The organism is Streptomyces sp. NBC_00335 (genome assembly GCF_036127095.1).
Lineage (GTDB): Bacteria > Actinomycetota > Actinomycetes > Streptomycetales > Streptomycetaceae > Streptomyces.
On record NZ_CP108006.1, the window covers coordinates 5,547,427 to 5,568,948 of the forward strand.

At 71.9% G+C, this 21,522-nt stretch carries 17 protein-coding genes; 7 read left to right on the forward strand and 10 right to left on the reverse strand.

Translation table 11 applies throughout. From position 1 onward, the window contains the following. Positions 1-74 precede the first annotated feature (74 nt). Positions 75-1,364 (forward strand): citrate synthase, encoded by a 1,290-nt coding sequence (locus tag OHA37_RS24970; RefSeq protein ID WP_266908681.1) that lies wholly within the window; start codon positions 75-77, stop codon positions 1,362-1,364. A gap of 299 nt (positions 1,365-1,663) precedes the next feature. Here OHA37_RS24970 and OHA37_RS24975 read toward each other — a convergent pair whose 3' ends face one another. Then, the gene (locus tag OHA37_RS24975; RefSeq protein ID WP_266908683.1) at positions 1,664-3,958 is read right to left on the reverse strand and encodes a heavy metal translocating P-type ATPase; all 2,295 of its coding nucleotides are present in this window, start codon (positions 3,956-3,958) and stop codon (positions 1,664-1,666) included. 98 nt (positions 3,959-4,056) lie between these two features. Further along, positions 4,057-4,290 (reverse strand): heavy-metal-associated domain-containing protein, encoded by a 234-nt coding sequence (locus OHA37_RS24980; protein ID WP_266908685.1) that lies wholly within the window; start codon positions 4,288-4,290, stop codon positions 4,057-4,059. Between the two features lie 175 nt (positions 4,291-4,465). Between OHA37_RS24980 and OHA37_RS24985 the strand changes: the two genes are divergently transcribed. After that, positions 4,466-5,722, forward strand: coding sequence for a cation:proton antiporter (locus tag OHA37_RS24985; protein WP_266913072.1), 1,257 nt, complete (start codon positions 4,466-4,468; stop codon positions 5,720-5,722). Here the strand turns inward: OHA37_RS24985 and OHA37_RS24990 are convergent. After that, positions 5,700-6,410, reverse strand: coding sequence for a TetR/AcrR family transcriptional regulator (locus OHA37_RS24990; RefSeq protein ID WP_266908687.1), 711 nt, complete (start codon positions 6,408-6,410; stop codon positions 5,700-5,702). The genes OHA37_RS24985 and OHA37_RS24990 overlap by 23 nt on opposite strands. Before the next feature lie 140 nt (positions 6,411-6,550). On the opposite strand from OHA37_RS24990, the gene OHA37_RS24995 reads away from it, so the two are divergent. Next, the gene (locus tag OHA37_RS24995; RefSeq protein ID WP_266908689.1) at positions 6,551-8,797 is read left to right on the forward strand and encodes an MMPL family transporter; all 2,247 of its coding nucleotides are present in this window, start codon (positions 6,551-6,553) and stop codon (positions 8,795-8,797) included. 44 nt (positions 8,798-8,841) lie between these two features. Here the strand turns inward: OHA37_RS24995 and OHA37_RS25000 are convergent, their stop codons facing one another. From OHA37_RS25000 to OHA37_RS25015, 4 genes are all read right to left on the reverse strand, one after another. Then, positions 8,842-9,042: a helix-turn-helix transcriptional regulator gene (locus tag OHA37_RS25000; protein WP_266908691.1), complete on the reverse strand. Its 201-nt coding sequence runs from the start codon at positions 9,040-9,042 to the stop codon at positions 8,842-8,844. A gap of 245 nt (positions 9,043-9,287) precedes the next feature. Then, entirely contained in the window at positions 9,288-9,824 is a 537-nt protein-coding gene (locus OHA37_RS25005) for a GNAT family N-acetyltransferase (RefSeq protein ID WP_266908693.1), read from the reverse strand. 76 nt (positions 9,825-9,900) lie between these two features. Then, positions 9,901-10,914 (reverse strand): Gfo/Idh/MocA family protein, encoded by a 1,014-nt coding sequence (locus OHA37_RS25010; RefSeq protein WP_266908695.1) that lies wholly within the window; start codon positions 10,912-10,914, stop codon positions 9,901-9,903. Positions 10,915-10,966: 52 nt separating this feature from the next. Continuing rightward, on the reverse strand, positions 10,967-11,881 hold the full coding sequence (locus OHA37_RS25015; protein ID WP_266908697.1) for a sugar phosphate isomerase/epimerase family protein: 915 nt from the start codon (positions 11,879-11,881) through the stop codon (positions 10,967-10,969). A 66-nt stretch (positions 11,882-11,947) separates the two neighbouring features. Between OHA37_RS25015 and iolC the strand changes: the two genes are divergently transcribed. From iolC to OHA37_RS25035, 4 genes are all read left to right on the forward strand, one after another. Beyond that, positions 11,948-12,928, forward strand: a complete 981-nt coding sequence (gene iolC, locus OHA37_RS25020; protein WP_266908699.1) for a 5-dehydro-2-deoxygluconokinase — start codon at positions 11,948-11,950, stop codon at positions 12,926-12,928. Positions 12,929-13,265: 337 nt separating this feature from the next. After that, positions 13,266-14,042: a 5-deoxy-glucuronate isomerase gene (iolB, locus tag OHA37_RS25025; RefSeq protein ID WP_443046322.1), complete on the forward strand. Its 777-nt coding sequence runs from the start codon at positions 13,266-13,268 to the stop codon at positions 14,040-14,042. Next, a complete protein-coding gene (gene iolD, locus OHA37_RS25030) occupies positions 14,039-15,934 on the forward strand; it encodes a 3D-(3,5/4)-trihydroxycyclohexane-1,2-dione acylhydrolase (decyclizing) (RefSeq protein ID WP_266908701.1) in 1,896 nt (631 codons plus the stop codon). The genes iolB and iolD overlap by 4 nt, the downstream gene beginning before the upstream one ends. 11 nt (positions 15,935-15,945) lie before the next feature. Continuing rightward, on the forward strand, positions 15,946-17,445 hold the full coding sequence (locus OHA37_RS25035; RefSeq protein WP_266908703.1) for a CoA-acylating methylmalonate-semialdehyde dehydrogenase: 1,500 nt from the start codon (positions 15,946-15,948) through the stop codon (positions 17,443-17,445). A gap of 121 nt (positions 17,446-17,566) precedes the next feature. Here the strand turns inward: OHA37_RS25035 and OHA37_RS25040 are convergent, their stop codons facing one another. The 3 genes from OHA37_RS25040 to OHA37_RS25050 form a co-directional block, all read right to left on the reverse strand. Then, positions 17,567-18,790, reverse strand: a complete 1,224-nt coding sequence (locus OHA37_RS25040) for a hypothetical protein (RefSeq protein WP_266908705.1) — start codon at positions 18,788-18,790, stop codon at positions 17,567-17,569. 74 nt (positions 18,791-18,864) lie between these two features. Next, the gene (locus OHA37_RS25045) at positions 18,865-19,884 is read right to left on the reverse strand and encodes a WxL protein peptidoglycan domain-containing protein (protein ID WP_266908707.1); all 1,020 of its coding nucleotides are present in this window, start codon (positions 19,882-19,884) and stop codon (positions 18,865-18,867) included. A gap of 152 nt (positions 19,885-20,036) precedes the next feature. Beyond that, entirely contained in the window at positions 20,037-21,329 is a 1,293-nt protein-coding gene (locus OHA37_RS25050; protein WP_266908709.1) for a hypothetical protein, read from the reverse strand. Between the last annotated feature and the right edge of the window lie 193 nt (positions 21,330-21,522).

The window sequence follows — 21,522 nt, forward strand, 5'->3', positions numbered from 1 at the left end:
CCTGCGCCAAATGGGGGAAGGTAGAGGCAGTCAGGGCACCTCGAAGAAGAGGCACTACGTCGGTGAGGGATGACGTGAGCGACAACTCTGTAGTACTGCGGTACGCGGACGGTGAATACACCTACCCGGTGGTCGAGAGCACCGTCGGTGACCAGGGCTTCGACATTGCGAAGCTGAGGGCTCAGACCGGGCTGGTCACCCTGGACAGCGGCTACGGAAACACCGCCGCCTATAAGTCCGCCATTACTTACCTCGACGGTGAGCAGGGCATCCTGCGCTACCGCGGATACCCGATCGAGCAGCTGGCCGAGCGCTCGACCTTCATCGAGGTCGCCTACCTGCTGATCAACGGGGAGCTGCCGACCGTCGACCAGCTCGCGTCGTTCCGCAACGAGATCACCCAGCACACGATGCTGCACGAGGACGTCAAGCGCTTCTACGACGGCTTCCCGCGCGACGCGCACCCGATGGCGATGCTGTCCTCCGTGGTCAGCGCGCTGTCGACGTTCTACCAGGACAGCCACAACCCGTTCGACGAGAAGCAGCGCAACCTCTCGACGATCCGGCTGCTGGCCAAGCTCCCGACGATCGCGGCCTACGCGTACAAGAAGTCGGTCGGCCACCCGGTGGTCTACCCGCGCAACGACCTCGGCTACGTCGAGAACTTCCTGCGCATGACCTTCTCCGTGCCGGCCCAGGAGTACGACCTGGACCCGGTCGTGGTCGCCGCGCTCGACAAGCTGCTGATCCTGCACGCGGACCACGAGCAGAACTGCTCGACCTCCACCGTGCGTCTGGTCGGCTCCTCGCAGGCGAACATGTTCGCCTCGATCTCCGCCGGCATCTCGGCCCTGTGGGGTCCGCTGCACGGTGGCGCCAACCAGTCGGTTCTGGAGATGCTCGAAGGCATCAAGAACGACGGCGGCGACGTCGACGCCTTCATCCGCAAGGTGAAGAACAAGGAAGACGGCGTCCGCCTCATGGGCTTCGGACACCGCGTCTACAAGAGCTTCGACCCCCGGGCGAAGATCATCAAGGCCGCGGCGCACGACGTCCTCTCGGCGCTCGGCAAGGACGACGAGCTCCTCGACATCGCCCTGAAGCTGGAAGAGCACGCGCTGGCCGACGAGTACTTCGTCGAGCGCAACCTCTACCCGAACGTGGACTTCTACACCGGCCTGATCTACCGGGCCATGGGCTTCCCGACCGAGATGTTCACCGTGCTCTTCGCGATCGGCCGGCTGCCCGGCTGGATCGCCCAGTGGCACGAGATGATCAAGGAGCCCGGCTCCCGCATCGGCCGCCCGCGCCAGATCTACACCGGCGAGGTCCTGCGCGACTTCGTTCCGGTCGAGTCCCGCTGACCCGAGGGTCGAGCCGCAGTACCCGTAGGACTCGCAGTACTTGCAGGACCCGAACAGGAAAAGCGCCCCGCCATCGATCCCCCCACGGGTCGAAGGTCGGGGCGCTTTCCGTACCCCGGAACGGATTCCCCCCACGGGACCCGGACCGGGTGTCTGCGTGCCGAGAAACCGCGTGTTCGTTCCAACACGTTTCTGGCATCGCCCCATTAGACCCACGGGGTCGCCCCAAGGTTACGTCGGGGTCGCTGTGATCTGCGTCTCGCGTGAAGGCGGTGTGCGCGAAACGTGAAGGGTGATCACTAGCGGAAGGACCGCAGCCGCAGGCTGTTGGTGACCACGAAGACCGAGGAGAAGGCCATCGCGGCCCCCGCGATCATCGGGTTGAGCAGTCCGGCGGCGGCCAGCGGAAGCGCCGCGACGTTGTAGCCGAAGGCCCAGAAGAGGTTGCCCTTGATGGTGGCCAGGGTCCGGCGCGAGAGCCGGATCGCGTCCGCCGCGACCCGCAAGTCGCCCCGTACGAGGGTCAGATCGCTCGCCTCGATCGCCGCGTCGGTGCCGGTGCCCATGGCCAGGCCCAGATCGGCCTGGGCCAGGGCGGCCGCGTCGTTGACCCCGTCGCCGACCATGGCGACCGTACGGCCCTCGGCCTGCAGCCGGCGTACGACGTCCACCTTGTCCTGCGGGAGGACCTCGGCAATGACCTCGTCGATGCCCACCGCGCGGGCCACCGTCCGCGCCACGGCCTCGTTGTCGCCGGTCAGCAGGACCGGGGTCAGGCCCAGGGCCCGCAGCCGGGACACGGCCTCGGCGCTGGTCTCCTTGACCGCGTCGGCCACGGTCAGCACTCCGCGGGCCTCCCCGTCCCAGGCGACCAGGACGGCGGTGGAACCCTCGGCCTCGGCGGCGGCCTTGGCCTCGGCGAGGGCGGCGGGCAGCGCGATCGACCAGTCGGCGAGCAGCTTCTCGCGGCCCACCAGGACCGCGTGCCCGTCGACCACGCCCTGGACGCCGAGGCCGCCGTGGTTCTCGAAGCCCTCGGGGACGGACAGGCCTTCGGCGAGGTCCGCGGCCGCCGATGCGATGGCCCGGGCGATCGGGTGCTCGGAGGCGTGCTCCAGCGAACCGGCCAGGCGCAGCAGTTCGGCCGGGTCCACGCCCTCGGCGGGGTGGGTGGCGGTCAGGGTCATCCGGCCGGTGGTGACGGTGCCGGTCTTGTCCAGGACGACGGTGTCCACGCGGCGGGTGGACTCCAGCACCTCGGGGCCCTTGATCAGGATGCCGAGCTGCGCGCCCCGGCCGGTGCCGACCATCAGGGCGGTCGGGGTGGCCAGGCCCAGGGCGCAGGGGCAGGCGATGATCAGGACGGCCACGGCGGCGGTGAAGGCGGCCGTCGGGTTGTCGGTGATCAGCAGCCAGGTGACCCAGGTGCCCAGCGCCAGGACGAGCACGACCGGGACGAAGACCCCGGAGATCCGGTCGGCGAGGCGCTGCACCTCGGCCTTGCCGTTCTGCGCGTCCTCGACCAGCTTGGCCATCCGGGCGAGCTGGGTGTCCGCGCCGACGCGGGTGGCCTCGACGACGAGGCGGCCCGAGGTGTTGACGGTGGCGCCGGTGACGGTGTCGCCGACGGTGACCTCGACCGGGACCGATTCTCCGGTCAGCATGGCGGCGTCCACGGCGGAGCTGCCCTCGACGACCGTGCCGTCGGTGGCGATCTTCTCGCCGGGCCGGACGAGGAACCGGTCGCCCACCGCGAGCGCGCTCACGGGGATGCGCACCTCGCTCCCGCCGCGCAGGACCGCCACGTCCTTGGCGCCGAGCCGCATCAGGGCCTTGAGGGCGGCGCCGGCCTTCCGCTTCGAGCGGGCCTCCAGGTACCGGCCGAGCAGGATGAAGCTGACGACTCCGGCCGCCACCTCCAGGTAGATCGCCGAGGAGCCGTCGGTGCGGGACACGGAGAAGTCGAAGCCGTGGCGCATGCCGGGCATGCCGGCGTGGCCGAAGAACAGGGCCCACAGCGACCAGGCGAAGGCGGCTCCGGTGCCCACCGAGACCAGGGTGTCCATGGTGGCGGCGCCGTGCCGGGCGTTGGTCCAGGCGGCCTTGTGGAAGGGGAGCGCGCCCCAGACGACGACGGGGGAGGCGAGGGTCAGCGAGAGCCACTGCCAGTTGTCGAACTGGAGGGCCGGGACCATCGCGAGCAGGACGACGGGCAGCGAGAGCGCCACGGAGACCAGGAGGCGCTGGCGCAGTGCGGCCAGTTCGGGGTCGCGGGCTTCCCGTGCCGCGGCGGCCTGCGGCTCAGGCTCGGGTTCCGGCGGCGGGGGCTCCTCGGCGGTGTAGCCGGTCTTGACGACCGTCGCGATGAGGTCGGCGACCGCCACGCCCTCGCCGTACGAGACCTTGGCCTTCTCGGTGGCGTAGTTCACCGAGGCGGTGACCCCGTCCATCCGGTTCAGCTTCTTCTCGATGCGGGCCGCGCAGGAGGCGCAGGTCATGCCGCCGATGGTCAGCTCGACCTCGGCGGTGCCGGCGGCCGCTGCCGCTGCTTGCGCCACCGCTATGGGTCCGTCGTGCACTGTGCTGCTGCTCATGTTCCGGCTCCAGGGGGAGGGCCGGGCCGTACGGAACCAGTATGAGCTGGCCGGTACGGCCCGGCGCGGTACTGCGGGGTGCTGCCGAAGAGGGGGACTCAGGCCTGGCCGGCGAACTCGTAGCCGGCCTCGTCGACGGCGGCGCGTACGGCGGCCTCGTCGAGCGGGGCGGCCGAGACCACGGTGACCTCGCCGGTCGCGGCGACGGCCTTGACCGAGCTGACGCCCGCCAGGGCGGAGAGCTCGGTGGTCACCGCGCCCTCGCAGTGCCCGCAGGTCATGCCGGTCACCCGGTAGACGGTGGTGGTCTGGGTGTCCGTGTCGGCGCTCATGTCGTTCTCCTCTTCAAGGGCGTTTCCGGGCGGCCGGAAGACGGCGGATCGCTCGTGGAGAGTCCACCGTTCATCCCGACACTTCGAGACTATACCCCTAGGGGGTATGGATGCGAGCATCCCCCGAGATCTTTTGCAGTGGACAATCCGCGCGAAGCGTATGTAAATGACACACATGGCGCACTCGGGGATCACTCTCATCTTGATCATGTCGATCGCGGTTCTCGCGCCCCTGCTCGCGTACGGGGTCTCGCGCTGGCTTTCCGTACCGCTGGTGATCTTCGAGATCGTCCTGGGCGTCCTGGTCGGGCCCGACGTGCTCGGCTGGGCGCATTCCACCGAGGTCATCGACGTGCTCAGCGAGCTCGGCCTCGCGATGCTGATCTTCCTGGCCGGCTACGAGATCCAGTTCGCCCAGGTCAAGGGCGACACCCTGAAGCGGTCGGTGTGGGCCTGGGTGGCCGCCCTCGCGCTGGGGCTCGGGCTCGGCCTGCTGCTGTCGGGCGGCGGATTCGACAAGGGCGTCTACATCGGCACCGCCCTCACCAGTACCGCCCTCGGCACGATCCTGCCGGTCCTGCGGGACTCGGGGGACCTTCAGAGCCGGTTCGGCTCGGTGATGATGGCGATGGGCGCGGTCGGCGAGTTCGGGCCGATCATCGCGATGGCCCTGCTGCTCAGCGGACGGGCGCCGGCGCAGTCGGCGGCGCTGCTGATCGGCTTCGCGGTGCTCACGGCCGCCGCCGTGTTCTGGGCGATGCGGCCCAAGCCGCCCTGGTTCGCCCGGGTCATCTCCAAGACCCTGGACAGCAGCGGGCAGTTCGCCGTCCGCCTGGTGGTGCTGATCCTCGTGGCGTTCCTGGCGCTGTCCGAGGTGCTCGGCCTCGACGTCCTCCTCGGCGCCTTCGCCGCCGGGCTGATCACCCGGCTCGTACTGCACGGGGCCGCCCCGGAGAGCAGCGAGGCCGTGCTCTCGAAGGTGGAGGCCATGGGCTTCGGCTTCCTGGTGCCGCTGTTCTTCGTGGTCACCGGGATCGAGTTCGACCTCGCCGCGCTGCTCGACGGCGGCTGGGTGCTGGTGCTGCTGCCGGTGTTCCTGCTGCTCTTCCTCGTGGTGCGCGGGCTGCCGATGTGGCTGCTGGCCCCCCGGGACCTCGGGCGCCGGGACCGGTCGGCGCTGGTGCTGTTCGGCTCCACGGCGCTGCCGCTGGTCGTGGCGATCACCACCCTGGGCGTGCAGGAGGGAAAGCTCGGGTCGGGGGAGGCGGCTGCCCTGGTCGGGGCCGGGATGCTGTCCGTACTGATCTTCCCGCTGCTGGGGCTGCGGTTGCGGCGGGCGGGGTCCGGTGACGGCTCCGGCTCGCTCCCCGGTGCCGGCTCGGGCGGGTCCGGGGGCGCCGGGAGGAGGGTCAGCGAGGAGGAGGCGTGGTGATCATCGGGGCCAGGTAGCGGAACAGGACGGTCTTCAGCTGCGTGACGTACGCGGCCCGTTCCGCGCCCTCGCTGGCCAGGATCAGTTCGAGCGAGCTCTGCACGATCCCGAGCACCATGTGGGCGACGTGGGTGAGTTCCCCGTCGGTGGCGGGGGCGCCGGCGGCGGCCGGGGTGACGCAGGTGCGCAGCAGCCCCTCGACGCGGGTCAGCATGCCGACGTGCAGCTCGTCGTGTTCCTGGGCGATGCCGGGGATGCCGGAGCCGTGCATGAGCGCCCAGAAGGCCGGGTTCTCGCAGTTGAAGGCGATGACCGGATCCAGGACGGCGTCGATCAGCTCGGGCAGCGGGTGGTCCAGGTTCTCCGGGAGGAAGGCCCGGCCGTGCGCCTCATGGGCGCGCTGGAGGAGGTGGCCGCCCAGCTCGACGGCGATGGCCTCCTTGTTCGGGAAGAACTGGTAGAGCGTGCCCGGGGAGACGCCGGCCTCGCGGGCGATGGCGTTGGTGCTGGCCGCCGCGTAACCCGTACGACAGAACACCCCGGCGGCGGCGGCCAGGAGCTGGGCGATCCGCCGCTCGCCGCGGGCCTGGCGGCGGCGGGGAGCGGTTTCCGTCGCTGCTTCCAGCGCCGCCTCCGTGATCGATTCACCCGCTTTGTCCGAGCTCTTGGTCCGAGAGGTCTCCCGCATGTCCAATCCCTTGCTTCCCGTTGCTTCCCGTGGGTGATTGACAAACACGAGAGATCGCTCGCATTCTTGAGGAACGCGAGCGACTGCTCGTGTTTGCCAGTCTAAGTGGCTTGGCAACACGGTGAAGGGGACACCGAGACATGTCCGAAGTCAAAAGACCGCCGTCGCCTGGGGAGGGCGGCCGGTGGACCGGGTTCGTCACCACACGGCCGAGGCTCTCGCTGCTGCTCGCCCTCGTGGTCACCGCCCTGGCCGTCTTCGCCGGCGGAGGCGTCGCCGACCGCCTGGGAAGCGGGGGCTGGGAGGATCCCGGCGCCCGCTCCACCTATGCCACCAAAGCCCTGGAGCGCGAGTTCCCCGGCTCCCAGCCCAACCTGCTGCTGCTCGTCGACGCCGGAGCCGCCGCCGGGACGGCCGGGGTGGACGACCCCGCCGTCGCCGCCGAGGCGGAGCGGCTGACCGCGCGGCTCGCCGCCGAGCAGGGGGTGACCGGCGTGGGTTCGTACTGGCGGACCGGGCTGCCCACCCTGCGCTCCGAGGACGGCCGGCAGGCCCTGATAGCCGCCCGCGTGCTGGGCGACGAGAAAGCGGCCAACGCCGTCCTGGAACGGATCACCCCGAGCTACCGCGGTGCGCACGGACCGGTGAAGGTCACCCTCGGCGGACCGGCCGCCGTCCAGCGCGAGGTGACCTCCACCATCCAGGAGGACCTGCTGCTCGCCGAGCTGATCGCCCTGCCCGTGACGCTCGTCCTGCTCGTCCTCGTCTTCGGCAGCGCCGTCGCGGCCCTGCTGCCCCTCGGTGTCGGCATCATCGCCATCATCGGAACCAACGCGGTGCTGCGCGGGCTCACCGAGATCACCGACGTCTCCGTCTTCGCGCAGAACCTGACCACCGCCCTCGGCCTCGGACTCGCCGTCGACTACGCCCTGTTCATCGTGCGCAGGTTCCGCGAGGAGCTGGCCGCCGGGCGCGACCCGGTCGCGGCCGTCGGGGTCACCCTGCGCACCGCCGGGCGGACGGTCCTGTTCTCGGCCCTGACCGTGGCCGTCGCGCTCTCGGCCATGCTCTTCTTCCCGATGTACTTCCTGCGCTCCTTCGCCTACGCCGGAGTCGCGGTGGTCCTGCTCGCCGCCGCGGCCGCGCTCATCGTGCTGCCCGCGGCGCTGGTGCTGCTGGGGGAGCGGGTCAACTCCTTCGACCTGCGCCGGCTGTGGCGCCGGACCGGACCGGCCGGGAGCGACCCGGCCCGGGCCGGGAGCGGGCGGGGCTGGGCCCGGCTGACGGACCTGGTGATGCGCCGGGCCCCGGTGTTCGCCGTGGCCACCACGGCCGGGCTGCTGCTCCTCGGACTGCCCTTCCTCGGCGTGAAGTTCGGCACCGTGGACGACCGGCAGCTGCCGGCGACCGCCGAATCGCACGTGGTGCAGCAGCACATCCGCGAAGGCTTCCCCGGCAGCCCCGGCGGAGCGCTGACCGTACTGACCGAGGGGGCCTCCGGCGCCGCCGATCTCGACGCCTACAAGCGGCGGGTGGAAGCCCTGCCCGGAGTGCTGGGGGTGGAGGGGCCGGTTCCTTCCGCCGCCGGTGGCGGATACGCCTACTTCTCGGTGCTCACCGAAGGCGAGGAGGTGGGACCACAGGCCCAGGACCTGGTGGGTCTGGTCCGGGCGGTGGACGCACCCTTCGACACCGCCGTGACCGGACAGGCCGCGGTGCTCGTCGACGCCCGCGACGCCATAGCCGAGGAACTGCCCTTGGCCCTGGGTGTCGTGGTGCTGGCCACGCTGCTCCTGGTCTTCCTGCTCACCGGAAGCCTGCTGATACCCGTCCAGGCCGTGCTGCTCAACGCACTGAGCCTGACCGCGATGTTCGGGGCCGTGGTGTGGGTGTTCCAGGAGGGCCACCTCTCCGGACTGCTCTCCTTCACCTCCACCGGAGACATCGAGACCACCCTGCCCGTGCTGATGTTCTGCATCGCCTTCGGACTCTCCATGGACTACGGGGTGTTCCTCATATCCCGGATCAAGGAGGAGTACGACCGGACCGGGGACCACGAGGGTGCGGTGCGCGCCGGGCTGACCCGCACGGGCGGACTGATCACCGCGGCCGCCGTGATCCTGGCGGTGGTGATGGTCGCCATCGGAAGCTCGCGGGTGACCAACACCAAGATGCTCGGCCTGGGAATCGCGCTGGCCGTGCTGATGGACGCGATGGTCGTGCGGAGCCTGCTGGTGCCGGCCGTGATGAAGCTGACCGGAAAGGCCACCTGGTGGGCGCCGGCGCCGCTGCGCAGACTGCACGAACGCTTCGGACTGAGCGAAGGGGAGCCGGCGCCGGCCGTCGAGCGGCCAGAGCCGGAGCCCGTGCCCGCCGGGAGCCGCTAGCGGACGGGGCCCGGGAGGGTCCCGCCCCTGGAACGGACGCCGCGTCAGTCCTCGCGGCGTCCGCGGTTGCCGGGCCTTCGCGCCACCCAGGCGCGGATGGTGTCGGCGTACCAGTAGGGCTTGCCGCCCTCCACGGTGTCGGGTGCGGGCAGCAGCCCGTGCTTGCGGTAGGAGCGCACCGTGTCCGGCTGGACCCGGATGTGAGCGGCGATCTCCTTGTACGACCACAGCTGTCGGTCGCTCATCCTCGACACCTCCTTGTCCACGCCGCGGGGCCGGCCGGGAGGCCGTCGGGGGAGCCGGCGCGTGGACACTGTCGATCACTCAGGTTGTGCCCGGGGAACGACGCAGGGTGATACCAGGGGAGGGCCTGTCGTCCGCCTGTGACGGAAGACCCGCGTAATGCGGACATGCGTGACACAAGGGCAACCCTCGTGACACGGGTGGCACATGGCGCGGGTGGCGCAGATGGTGCACCCGGGGTTCCGCGTCACATGGGCAGGGAGAGCAGTCGTACCGGCCCCGCAGGCCAGAGGGCGTCATCGCGCAAGGGGGTCACCATGGTGCGCAGCGGCATGGTGACCAAGCGGTCTTCGGGCTGCTCGACGAGGACCTGCTCGTCGAGCGGGTGCCATCCGAGGCGCTCGTAGAGCGCGACGAGCGGCGGCCGGCAGAACAGGAGCGCGTGCCGGGGGCCCATCGTGCGCGCGTGGTCGAGGGCGGCCGAGACGACGAGCCGGGCCAGACCGCGCCCGCGTACGTCGGGTGCGACGGCCACTCCTCCGACGCCCACCACCTCCGTCTCGGCGGCGCCGATCGCGACGGGCAGCCGCAGCAGGCCCGCGTGGGCCAGCAGGCGGTCTCCGTACCCGACGCCGAAGTGTTCCTCCTTGGGCAGCCAGGTCAAGCCGGCGGCGGCCACGCCGAAGGGGTCGGGGCCGCCGCCGAGGATCTCGTCCTGTTCCGTCTTGGTGTACCGGGCGAGCCGCATCGCGGTCGGGGCCGCGGGGGAAGGTATCTCGGACATTCCCCCATGATGACCCCGTCGTCCGGGAAACGGGCGAGGGGTGCGTCCTTCGGCCGGTGCGGGACCTTCGGGCGGATCAGCTGTAGAGGGACGGGCGTTGGGCCAGATCCACCGGGGTCCGTACGCCGCTGCGTGCCGCGGCGAGGCCCGCCTCGGAGACGGCCGACGCCGCGTAGCCGTCCCACGCGTCGGGACCGTCCACCCGGCCCAGCGCGGCCGCGGCGACCCAGCGGCGGAGCTGGCGGTCGTAGGCGTCGGCGAACCGCACCGTGAAGTCCTGGTCGATCTCCCCGCCCCAGCGGCCCGCCGACTGGACGACCATCGCGTGGCCGTCGCCGATCCGGGCGGTGCCGGCCTCGCCGACGGCCTCGCACTGCACCTGGTAGCCGAAGCCGCAGTTGACGAAGATCTCCACGTCGACCACGGCGCCTCCGGAGGTCTCCATGAGGACGAACCGGGGATCGCGCAGCCCTTCGGGGGCTGCCGAGGAGGGGGTCGGGGAGAGCACGGTCACCGCGGTGATCTCCTGGCCCAGCAGCCAGCGGGCCGCGTCCACCTCGTGCACCACCGAATCGCTGATCAGCATGTCGCTGGTGAAGAAGGACGGCGAGGAGGCGTTGCGGTGCCGGCAGTGCAGGAACAGCGGGCGCCCGATGCCGCCCGCGTCGAGCAGCTCCTTGAGCCGCGCGTACTCGGCGTCGTAGCGCCGCATGAAGCCGACCTGGACGAGCCGGCGGCCCAGCCGTGCCTCCGCCTCCATGATCCGCAGGGAGCCCGCCGGATCGGGGGTCAGCGGCTTCTCGCAGAGCACCGGCAGCCGCCGCTCCAGCGCGTGCAGGATCGCTTCCTCATGGGCGGGCCCGGGCGAGGCGATCAGTACGGCGTCCACCCCGGGCGCCGCTATCGCGGCCGCCGGATCGGTGTGCGCGCTCGCCCCCTCCAGACCGGACGCGACCTCCTTGACCCGGTCCCCGTCCGGGTCGGCCACGGCCACCACCCGGGCCCCGCCGACCGTCCGGCCGAAGCGGCGGACGTGGTCGGAGCCCATCTTCCCGGTACCGATGACGGCGATGCCGAGCGTGCTGGTCATGTCGTGTTCCTCCACGAGGGTGCGTAGGGCAGTTACGGTCATGGGGTCCGGTTCAGCGGGCGCCGCAGGAGCGCAGGTGGGCCCGGGTGCGGCGGGCGATCGGCAGCGGCCGGTCGGGCGGGCACGGGTACATGTCCTGCTCCACGATGGCGAACAGGTCCACGCCGAGCCGCTCGGCGGCCGCCAGCACCGGTTCCAGCGCGGGCACCCCCGCCGGCGGCTCGCACATCACCCCGCGGGCCACGGCCGGCCCGAAGGGGACCTGGTCCCGGACCACTTCGGCGAGGATCCGCGGATCGACCTGCTTGAGGTGGAGGTAGCCGATGCGCTCGCCGAAGGTCTCGATCGCCCGCACGCTGTCGCCGCCGCAGTACGCGTAGTGCCCGGTGTCCAGGCAGAGGGAGACCAGCGCCGGGTCCGTGGCGTCGAGGAAGCGGGCCACGTTCTCGGGAGTGTCGATGTGGGTGTCCGCGTGCGGGTGGACGACGATCCGCAGCCCGTACTCGTCCTGGACCCGCTTTCCCAGCCGCTCGGTCTGCGTGGTCAGTTCGTGCCAGGCCCCGGGGCCGAGGGTGCGGTCCTCCAGCACCTCGCCGGTCTTGTCGTCCCGCCAGAAGGAGGGGATCACCACGAGGTGCGCCGCGCCCATGGCCCGGGTGAGCTCCGCGATCCGCGACACGTGCTCCCAGGTGTCCTCCCACACGGCGGGCCCGTGATGGAGTCCGGTGAAGACGGTTCCCGCGGAGACCCGCAGGCCGCGCGCCCCGACCTCGTCGGCGAGCCGGACGGGATCGGTGGGGAGATAGCCGTAGGGGCCGAGCTCGATCCACTCGTACCCGGCTTCGGCGACCTCGTCGAGGAACCGCTCCCACGGGGTCTGCCGGGGATCGTCGGGGAACCAGACCCCCCACGAGTCCGGAGCCGAACCGACGCGGATACGGGTCAACGCGGTTGGTGAGGACGTCATACGGCCACCTTAGGGTGCGAGGCTCTTGGGTGCGGGGAGCACTCGGTCGTGAGGAATGGTGTGGTGATGACTGCGGATCCGTTGGCGTTCGACCTGATCACGATGGGGCGGATCGGGGTGGATCTCTACCCCTTGAAGACGGGCGTACCGCTCGGAGAAGCGGACACCTTCGGGAAGTTCCTGGGAGGTTCCCCCACCAACGTCGCCGTCGCGGCGGCCCGGCTGGGCCGGCGGACGGCGGTGATCACCCGGACCGGCGCGGACCCCTTCGGCGCGTATCTCCGGGCGGAGCTGCGCGGGTTCGGGGTGGACGACCGGTGGGCCGGGGAGGTGGCGGCCTATCCGACGCCGGTGACCTTCTGCGAGATCTTCCCGCCCGACGATTTCCCGCTGTACTTCTACCGGTACCCGAAGGCGCCCGACCTGGAGATCGCCGCGGACGAGCTCGACCTCGACGCGGTGCGGGCGGCGCGGGTGTTCTGGATGACCGGTACGGGGCTCAGCGCGGAGCCGAGCCGGACGGCCACCCTGGCCGCGCTGGAGGCACGCGGCAGGAGCCCGCTCACGGTGTTCGACCTGGACTGGCGGCCCATGCTGTGGCCCTCCGGGGAGGGGGGCGGGGCCGAGGGGCCCGGGGACCCGTACCGCCGGGCGCTGTCCCTCGCCACGGTGGCCGTGGGCAACGCCGAGGAGTGCGCGATCGCCACCGGCGAGACCGAGCCGTACGCGGCGGCGCGGGCACTGCTCGGCGCCGGGGTGGAGCTGGCGGTCGTGAAACGGGGCCCGGAGGGCGTGCTGGCCGTCCACCGCGACGGGACGGTGGTGGAGGCCGCGCCGGTGCCGGTGGCCGTCGTCAACGGGCTGGGCGCGGGCGATGCCTTCGGCGGGGCGCTGTGCCACGGGCTGCTCGCCGGATGGGAGTTGGATCGGGTCATCCGCTACGCGAACGCGGCCGGGGCCATCGTGGCCTCGCGGCTGGCGTGTTCGACGGCGATGCCGTTCGGAGAGGAAGTCGAGGAGGTGCTGGACCGTGCCGGTGGTGTCTGAGTGGGCGATGGACTGGACGAGGCTGCTCGTGCTCGATCTCGCGCCGGGGGAGACGTACGCGCACGCGTGCGGGGAGTCGGAGTGGATCGTCCTCCCGCTGGAGGGCGGCTGCGAGGTCCGCTGCGCGGAGCCGTTCCCCCACCCCGCCCCTTCCCGAAACCGGGGCTCCGCCCCGGACCCCGCGCCTCAAACGCCGGCGGGGCTCAAGGATCGGGGCTCCGGCCCGGACCCCGCGCCTCAAACGCCGGCGGGGCTCAGGGACCGGGGCTCCGGCCCGGACCCCGGCGCCTCGAACGCCGGCGAGGCTGGGGTGGCCACCGGCCCGCCAGGGGGCGCGATGGGTCACTCGCACGTGCAGCCTGACGCGGGCCGAAATCCAGCCCCTCCGGCGTTTGAGGAGCGGGGTCCGGGGCGGCGCCCCGGGAGCGGACCGCAGGTCTTGCGACTACGGGGGCGACGCGGGGTGTTCGACGGCCCCACCGACTTCGCCTACCTGCCCCGGGACGGGCAAGCCGAGGTCCTGTCCCCTGAGGGCGGCCGCTTCGCGCTCGTCGGCGCCCGCTGCGAGCAGCGGCTGCCCGCCCGGTACGGGCCCGCCGCCGGGGTCCCCGTAGAGCTCCGCGGAGGCGGACAGTGCTCCCGACAGGTCAACAACTTCGCCGCCGCCGGCGTCTTCGACTGCGACCGGCTCATCGCCGTGGAGGTGCTCACCCCCGGCGGCAACTGGTCCTCGTACCCGCCGCACAAGCACGACGAGCACCACCCCGGCGTGGAATCCCGGCTGGAGGAGATCTACTACTACGAGATCGCCCCGCACGGGGACACACCCGGCCTCGGCTATCAGCGTGTCAGCCCCTCCCCGGCGGGGAAGACCGACATCCTCACCGAGGTGAGGACCGGCGACGCGGTCCTCATCCCGGACGGCTGGCACGGTCCTTCCATCGCCGCGCCCGGCCACGACATGTACTACCTCAACGTCATGGCGGGACCCGGCGCGACCCGGGAGTGGCTCATCCGCGATCACCCCGATCACGGCTGGATCCGCTCCACCTGGACCGGTCAGGACCTCGACCCCCGGCTGCCCTTCCACCACCGAGCGGAGGACCCCGCATGACGCCGCAGCAGGCGACGCAGACCGTCCGGCTCACCGTCGCGCAGGCCCTCGTCCGCTTCCTCTCCCGGCAGTACACCGAGCGCGACGGACAGCGCCGCCGGCTCATCGCCGCCACCTGGGGGATCTTCGGGCACGGGAACGTCGCCGGGATCGGCCAGGCGCTGCTGGAGAGCGGTCGCGGGGAGATGCCGTTCCTGCAGGGCCGCAACGAGCAGGCCATGGTGCACGCCGCCGTCGGGTACGCCCGCCAGAGCGGGCGGCTGTCCGCGCACGCCGTCACCACCTCCATCGGCCCGGGCGCCACCAACCTCGTCACCGGGGCCGCCCTCGCCACCATCAACCGGATCCCGGTGCTCCTGCTGCCCGGGGACGCCTTCGCGACCCGGCCCGCCGACCCCGTCCTCCAGCAGCTGGAGGTCCCCCATGCGGGTGATGTCTCCGTCAACGACACCCTGCGCCCCGTCTCCCGCCATTTCGACCGCGTCACCCGTCCCGAAGCCCTGATCCCCGCCGCCCTGCAGGCCGTACGGGTCCTCACCGACCCCGTGAGCACCGGCGCCGTCACCCTCGCGCTGCCGCAGGACGTCCAGGCCGAGGCGTACGACTGGCCGGAGGAGTTCTTCGCCGAGCGGGTGTGGGGCGTACGCCGGCCCCGCCCCGACCGGACCGAGCTGGCGGCGGCCGCCCGCGCCGTACGGGGCTCCGCGCGGCCGCTGATCATCGCCGGCGGCGGGATCCGGCACAGCGCGGCGGGGGCGGCGCTCGCGGAGTTCGCGCAGGCCACCGGGATCCCGGTCGCCTCCACCCAGGCGGGCAAGGGGGTCCTGCCCTGGGACCACCCCGCCGACGTGGGCGGGATCGGGCACACCGGCACGGCCACCGCCGACGCGCTGGCCCGCGAAGCCGATCTGGTGATCGCCGCCGGGACCCGGCTCACCGATTTCACCACCGCCTCCGCGACGCTGTTCCAGCACCCCGGGGTGCGCTTCCTCGGGCTCAACCTCGACCCGTACGACGCCCACAAGCTCGCCGCCCGCCCCCTGGTCTGCGATGCGCGGGAGGGCCTGGAGGAACTCCGGGCCGCGGTCGCCGGGTACCGGGTGGACCCCCCGTACGAGACGGCGTACAAAGAAGGGAAGAGGGCGTGGGAGCGGCTGGTCGACCGGGCGTACGCGGCTCCCGACGAGGACGGCGTCCCGACGCAGGCACAGGTGCTGGGTCTGCTGGACGGCCTCGTCGACGGCGACGACATCCTGATCAATGCCGCCGGTTCGCTCCCCGGGGACCTGCACAAGCTGTGGCGGGCCCGCTCCGCGGACCAGTACCACGTCGAATACGGGTACTCCTGCATGGGCTACGAGATCCCCGCCGCGATCGGCACCGCCCTGGCCGCCCCCGGGCGGCCGGTGTGGGCGCTGGTCGGCGACGGGACGTACCTGATGAATCCGACCGAGATCGTCACCGCCGTGCAGGAAGGGATCCCGGTCAAGCTGGTGATCCTCGACAACCACGGGTACGCCTCGATCGGCGGCCTGTCGGACGCGGTGGGCGGCGAGGGGTTCGCCACCGCCTACCGCTTCCGGGCGGTGGACGGTTCGTACAGCGGTGCGCCCCTGCCGGTGGATCTCGCGGCCAACGCGGCTTCCCTCGGAATGGCCGTGATCCACCCCCGCACCATCGGTGACCTGCGCAAAGCCCTCGCCGAGGCGCGGTCGGCGGACCGTCCCACATGTGTCTACGTGCAGACCCGAACACCCGACACTGTGTCGGGCCCGCCCCCCGCACAGGCGTGGTGGGATGTCCCTGTGGCCGAGACCGCGACCCGTACGTCGGCGGCCAAGGCCCGAGAAGAGTACGACCGGCAAGCCGCGCAGCGACGTCGCCATCTGTGAAGGAGTTAGGCATGAAGACCGTCAACCACTGGATCGGTGGCAAGACCGTCGAGGGCGCGTCGGGCAACTACGGCCCGGTCACCGACCCGGCCACCGGCGAGGTCACCACCCAGGTCGCCCTCGCGTCCGCCGACGAGGTCGACGCGGCCGTACAGGTCGCCAAGGAGGCGTTCCTGTCCTGGGGGCAGTCCTCGCTGGCCGCCCGCACCAAGGTGCTGTTCGCCTACCGCGCCCTGCTGGACGCCAACCGCGACGCGATCGCCGACCTGATCGTCGCCGAGCACGGCAAGGTGCACTCCGACGCGCTGGGCGAGGTCGCCCGAGGCCTGGAGATCGTCGAGCTGGCCTGCGGGATCACCGTGCAGCTCAAGGGCGAGCTGTCCACCTCGGTCTCCAGCCGCGTGGACGTCTCCTCGATCCGCCAGCCGATCGGCGTGGTCGCGGGCATCACCCCGTTCAACTTCCCGGCGATGGTGCCGATGTGGATGTTCCCGCTGGCCGTGGCCTGCGGCAACACCTTCATCCTCAAGCCGAGCGAGAAGGACCCCTCGGCCTCCACGCTGCTGGCGCAGCTGGCGAGCCAGGCCGGTCTGCCGGCGGGCGTGCTGAACGTGGTCCACGGTGACAAGGTCGCCGTCGACGCGCTCCTCTCGCACCCCGACGTCGCGGCCGTCTCCTTCGTGGGCTCGACCCCGATCGCCCGCCACATCCACACCACCGCCTCCGCCAACGGCAAGCGCGTGCAGGCCCTGGGCGGCGCCAAGAACCACATGCTGGTGCTGCCGGACGCCGACCTGGACGCCGCCGCCGACGCGGCCGTCTCCGCCGCCTACGGCTCCGCCGGTGAGCGCTGCATGGCCATCTCGGCCGTGGTCGCCGTCGGTTCCATCGCCGACACCCTCGTGGACAAGATCCGCGAGCGCGCCGAGAAGATCAAGATCGGCCCCGGCAACGACCCGACCTCCGAGATGGGCCCGCTGATCACCGCGGCCCACCGCGACAAGGTCGCCTCGTACGTGACGGGCGCGGCCGCCCAGGGCGCCGACGTGGTCCTGGACGGCACCGGCTACACGGTGGAGGGCAACGAGAACGGCCACTGGATCGGCCTCTCGCTGCTGGACAACGTCAAGACCGACTCCGACGCCTACCGCGACGAGATCTTCGGCCCGGTGCTGTGCGTGCTGCGCGTGGACACCTACGAGGAGGGCGTGGCGCTCATGAACGCCTCGCCGTTCGGCAACGGCACCGCCATCTTCACCCGCGACGGCGGCGCCGCCCGCCGCTTCCAGCTGGAGATCGAGGCCGGCATGGTCGGCGTCAACGTGCCGATCCCGGTGCCGGTGGGCTACCACTCCTTCGGTGGCTGGAAGGACTCGCTCTTCGGCGACCTGCACATCTACGGCAACGACGGCATCCAGTTCTACACCCGGGGCAAGGTCGTCACGACCCGCTGGCCCGACCCGTCGGACGCCCCGGCCGGAGTCGACCTCGGCTTCCCGCGCAACCACTGACGGGAGTCCCCGGCCGCAGACCCGGCCGGGCGCACGCCTCGTAGGACCGCTCGCCCCCCGCAACCCTCACCGCGGGGGGCGAGCCCGTTTCCGGGCCGGCCCTGAAGCGGAGCGGCCGGGCTCAGAACAGCGACCAGACGTCCGCCGCCGCCGTGTGCGACCAGAGGGGGTCGCCGTGTCCGTACCCCGGGACGACGGCGAAGCGGACGCGGCGCGGCTGCGGGCCCTCGCCCGCCCGGATCAGCCGGGCGCCGCGCGTGTGGTCGCCGCGGCCCAGTTCGCTGTTGATCCACACCACTTCGGCGGAGATCCGCTCCCAGTCGATCGCGTACGTCTTCTCGTCGCCGGCCCAGACCGCGGCCAGGTCCCGCAGCAGGGCGTCCGGGATCAGCCCGCTGCCGAGGGCGGCGGTGGCCGCGTGCCAGGTGGCGAGCGTGGTGTGGGCGAGGCCGAAGCGGTCAGCGGCCGGGGTGGCCCCGAAGGAGTACGAGCCCGCGGCGTGGCCCTGCGTGTAGATCCAGTTCGCCGGGCCGGGCAGCAGGGAGGTGCGGACCAGGGCGAAGTGGGCGAGCCCGGCGTGGGTGAAGCGGAGCTCCGGGTCCGGGGGCCAGGGGACCTCCGAGGGGCCCGCCGGATCCGTGACGGCCCGGGCGAGCAGCCCCGCCAGACCCGGGTCCGTCGCGTACGTGCCCCGCTCGATCCGGGCCTCGTACGCGGCCTGGGTCTGGGCCGCCCGTACGGCCAGGTCGCCGGAGTAGGGGCCGGTCGTGTCCAGGGCCACCACCCGGGTCAGGCGGGGCGAGTCGTCGTGCGCGGCCGCGTCCAGGGCGAGCAGGGCCCCGGCGGAGTGGCCGACGTACTGGTACGGCAGCCCCAGCGCCCCGTCCAGCGCCTCCACGACGGAGGCCAGATCCCTGCGGTGCGCCGCGAGCCCCCAGTCGCGGCCGATGTCCCGCACGGTCGCGGCGTCCTCGCGCGCGGTGACGCCGACGACGATCAGGCCGTCGCGGCGCAGCCGGTGGGCGAGGTTCAGGTCGGACGGGGTGAAGAAGACGGAGCCGAAGTTCAGTCCGGCGCCCGGCAGGAGGTACGCGATCCCGCGCGGGGTGCGCCGGGTGTCCGCGATCACGTCCACCGTGACCGGGGCCGGACCGCCGTCGTCGAGCGGGAGCGTGAGCCGGATCCAGCCGTCGCCCGGGACGTACACCGCGGTGCCGGTGCCCAGCGTCCGTTCGACGAGGGAGAGCAGCCCGATCCCCGCGTCGGCGGGATCCCCGGGCCGGCCTGCGGGGACCGTTCCGTGCGCGGGCCGGCCGGGCTCCGCTTCGCCGTGCTGTCGTGCCATGTGTGGTGCCTCCCGGCGCCTGCCCCTGCCCGGGGATGGCCGAATGCCGTCCCCCTGGAGGACACCTTCTCCGATCAGCGGACTTCGGCCAAGTCCGGCGCGGGTTCCGGCTGTTCGGCGGCCGCCCGGCGGCGCCGGCGCAGTACCCGGACGGTGATGGCGGCGCCGGCCAGCACCAGGAGGGCGCCGAGTGCGGTCCACGGCACGGCGATGAGATCCGTAGCGGAGGAGGAGACGAGGTCGGGGTAGGCCGAGGCGCCGGCGGTGATGTCGACGGTGACCCAGTCCGACTGGGGCGCGTCCGCCCAGTCCTCGGTCAGCTCGATCCGCTGGCCCGGCAGCAGGACGAGCTTCAGTTCGCGGGCCGGCCGGTCCAGCACCCGGCGGCCGAACAGCCCCTCGGCGGAGACGGTCACCTTCGGCTCGACGACCACGTTGCCCCGGTTGACCAGGGAGTACGTGATCTTGGCGCGGGCGTCCTTGACCCAGGGCAGCAGCGGCGCCGCGCGGCTGATCTTCACGTCCTCCACGCTCAGCCCCGGGGTCACCGGCCCCGGGACCCGGAAGTACAGCCGGGCGCCCACCTGGCGTTTCACCCCGACCTGGACCTTGCCCTCCTGCTGGATGCCCTCCACGGCGGTGTTGAGGGCGACGATCCCGCCCACATGGTCACCGGGCGTCGCGTCCGCCGGGACCTTCACGGAGAACGGGAAGTCCTTGCGCCCCTTGGGCGGCACGGTGACGGTGTTCTTGGTCTCCGGCGGCAGCGCGACCCACGTGCCCACGTCCTTGGGCTTCGTCTCCACCGGCAGCAGCGCGAAGCCGCCGCCCACCGGGGTGTTTACGGCGTCCGTGGCGAATATCTGGAACGTCAGCTCCTTGTCGGAGGAGTTCACGATCGTCGCGCTGTCGCTGATGGTGGTGCCGGCCTCGCCCTGATGGAAGAAGTACGCGCGGTCGGTCATCGCCGCACCGGCCGGGGGTGTCGGGAAGACGCCCCAGGTGCCGTTGTCCGCGGCCGTCGCGGGGAGGGTGGGCAGCAACAGGGCGGCGAGGCCGAGGAGCAGGCCGAGGAGGAGGGTGCGGGTGCGCATGGGCGGTTCTCCAGTCGGGCCGGACGGGGAGGGGATGAGCGCTGGGCGAAGGGGGAGGTGCGCGGAAGGGTGGTGCGGCGAAGGGGTGGTGCGCGGAAGGGTGGTGCGGCGCCGGAGCGCCGCACCACCCGGGTGGAGCGGGGTCGTACGGGTCAGGCGATCGAGAAGGTGACGACCGACTGGTAGGTGTCCGCGAACATGAACGGCGGGAGCTGGATCATTCCGGCTCCGCCGATCTCGAACTCTCCACCGGTCAGGTTGTCGCCGCCCGCGGCCGCCGAGGCGACCTTCAGCGGGACGTCGGAGATCGCACCCGGCGTACCGGTGGTGCAGACGCTCGGGCTGGCCGGGTTGGTCACCTTGCAGGTCGGCTGGATGCCGATCTGTGCCGTGGCCATGGAGTGTCCGGTGACCGAGTTCAGGAAGGGCGTCCGGGTCGCCGAGACGTCCCAGCCGAGGGTCCCGCCGCGGAAGTCCTGGACGGCCATCGCGGTGAACTGACCGACGACCGACTGGGACTTGCCGTTGATGGTGACCGAACCGAAGCTGACGGCGGGGTTGCCCGCCTCCGGGCCGATGGCCAGCGGTCCGGGCAGGACCTCGACGTCGACCGGGTTCTGCACGCCCGGCTGCGGGGCGATGAAGATGTAGGCCTTGTACGGGAGGATCGAGCCGTCGATCTTGATCGCGTCGGCGGGCTGGTTGACGACGATGTTGCAGGTCGCGACGCCGGCCGCGGTGGCCGTGCCGGTACCCGTGTCACCCGTGGCCGCGCCGTTCTTGAGCGCGGAGCAGGTGACCGGGCCCGCCGGGAAGTTGGCGCCCGTGACGACGACCTCCTGGCCCGCCTCACCGCTGTTGGGCGTCAGCTTGGTGGTGATCGGGTCCTTGGGCAGGGCCTCCACGACCACCGAGCCGAGCGAGGCGCTCGGGCGGGGGTTCGGGGTACAGGTGGTGGTGAAGACCGAGCCCATGAGGCTCGCGTCGGTCACCGCCAGGTCCAGGGCCACCTGCACCGTGGTGCCCTCGGAGCCGTCCGGGATCTTGATGGTGCCGGAGAAGGCGGCGGGGTTGAGCGCCTGTCCGGCGACCACGTCGACCGTCTCGGGCGGGCTGACGACCGTCTGGAGGGTCGACCCGACCTTGAGGGTGATCTTGGAGACGTTGGTGGTCGTCACCGAGAAGCTGGGGATGACCGGGCTCGCACCCGGGTCGATGGTGATCGGGACCACGTCGCCGGCCTTGGCGCCGTCGGGCAGTGTGATCGTGTAGGGCTGGGTGCCCGAACCACCCGGCTGGGGTGCGGGCGCGACGCAGTCCATCGGGACGGGCGTCGTCTTGGTCGCGGCCTGCGCGGTGCCCGACAGACCCACCACGGCGCCCGTCAGGGCCAGGGACAGAGCGCCAGCCCCGGCCAGAACTCTTCGTCGAAACGTTGTACTCACTGGGTCGCGACTCCTTCGTCATACGAACCCTCCCCCCACCCGCTGTGTGGGGGAGGTCGAGCCGGTGCGGTGGCCGACATTGACGCGTCGCGGGATTGAGAAGTCAATGACTTGCTTTCGCCCGAAGCACACAGAAATTGATGTGCCATCAGACCGGGTGGAGCGGAGGGACGGATACCCGTTGGCCGGGGGC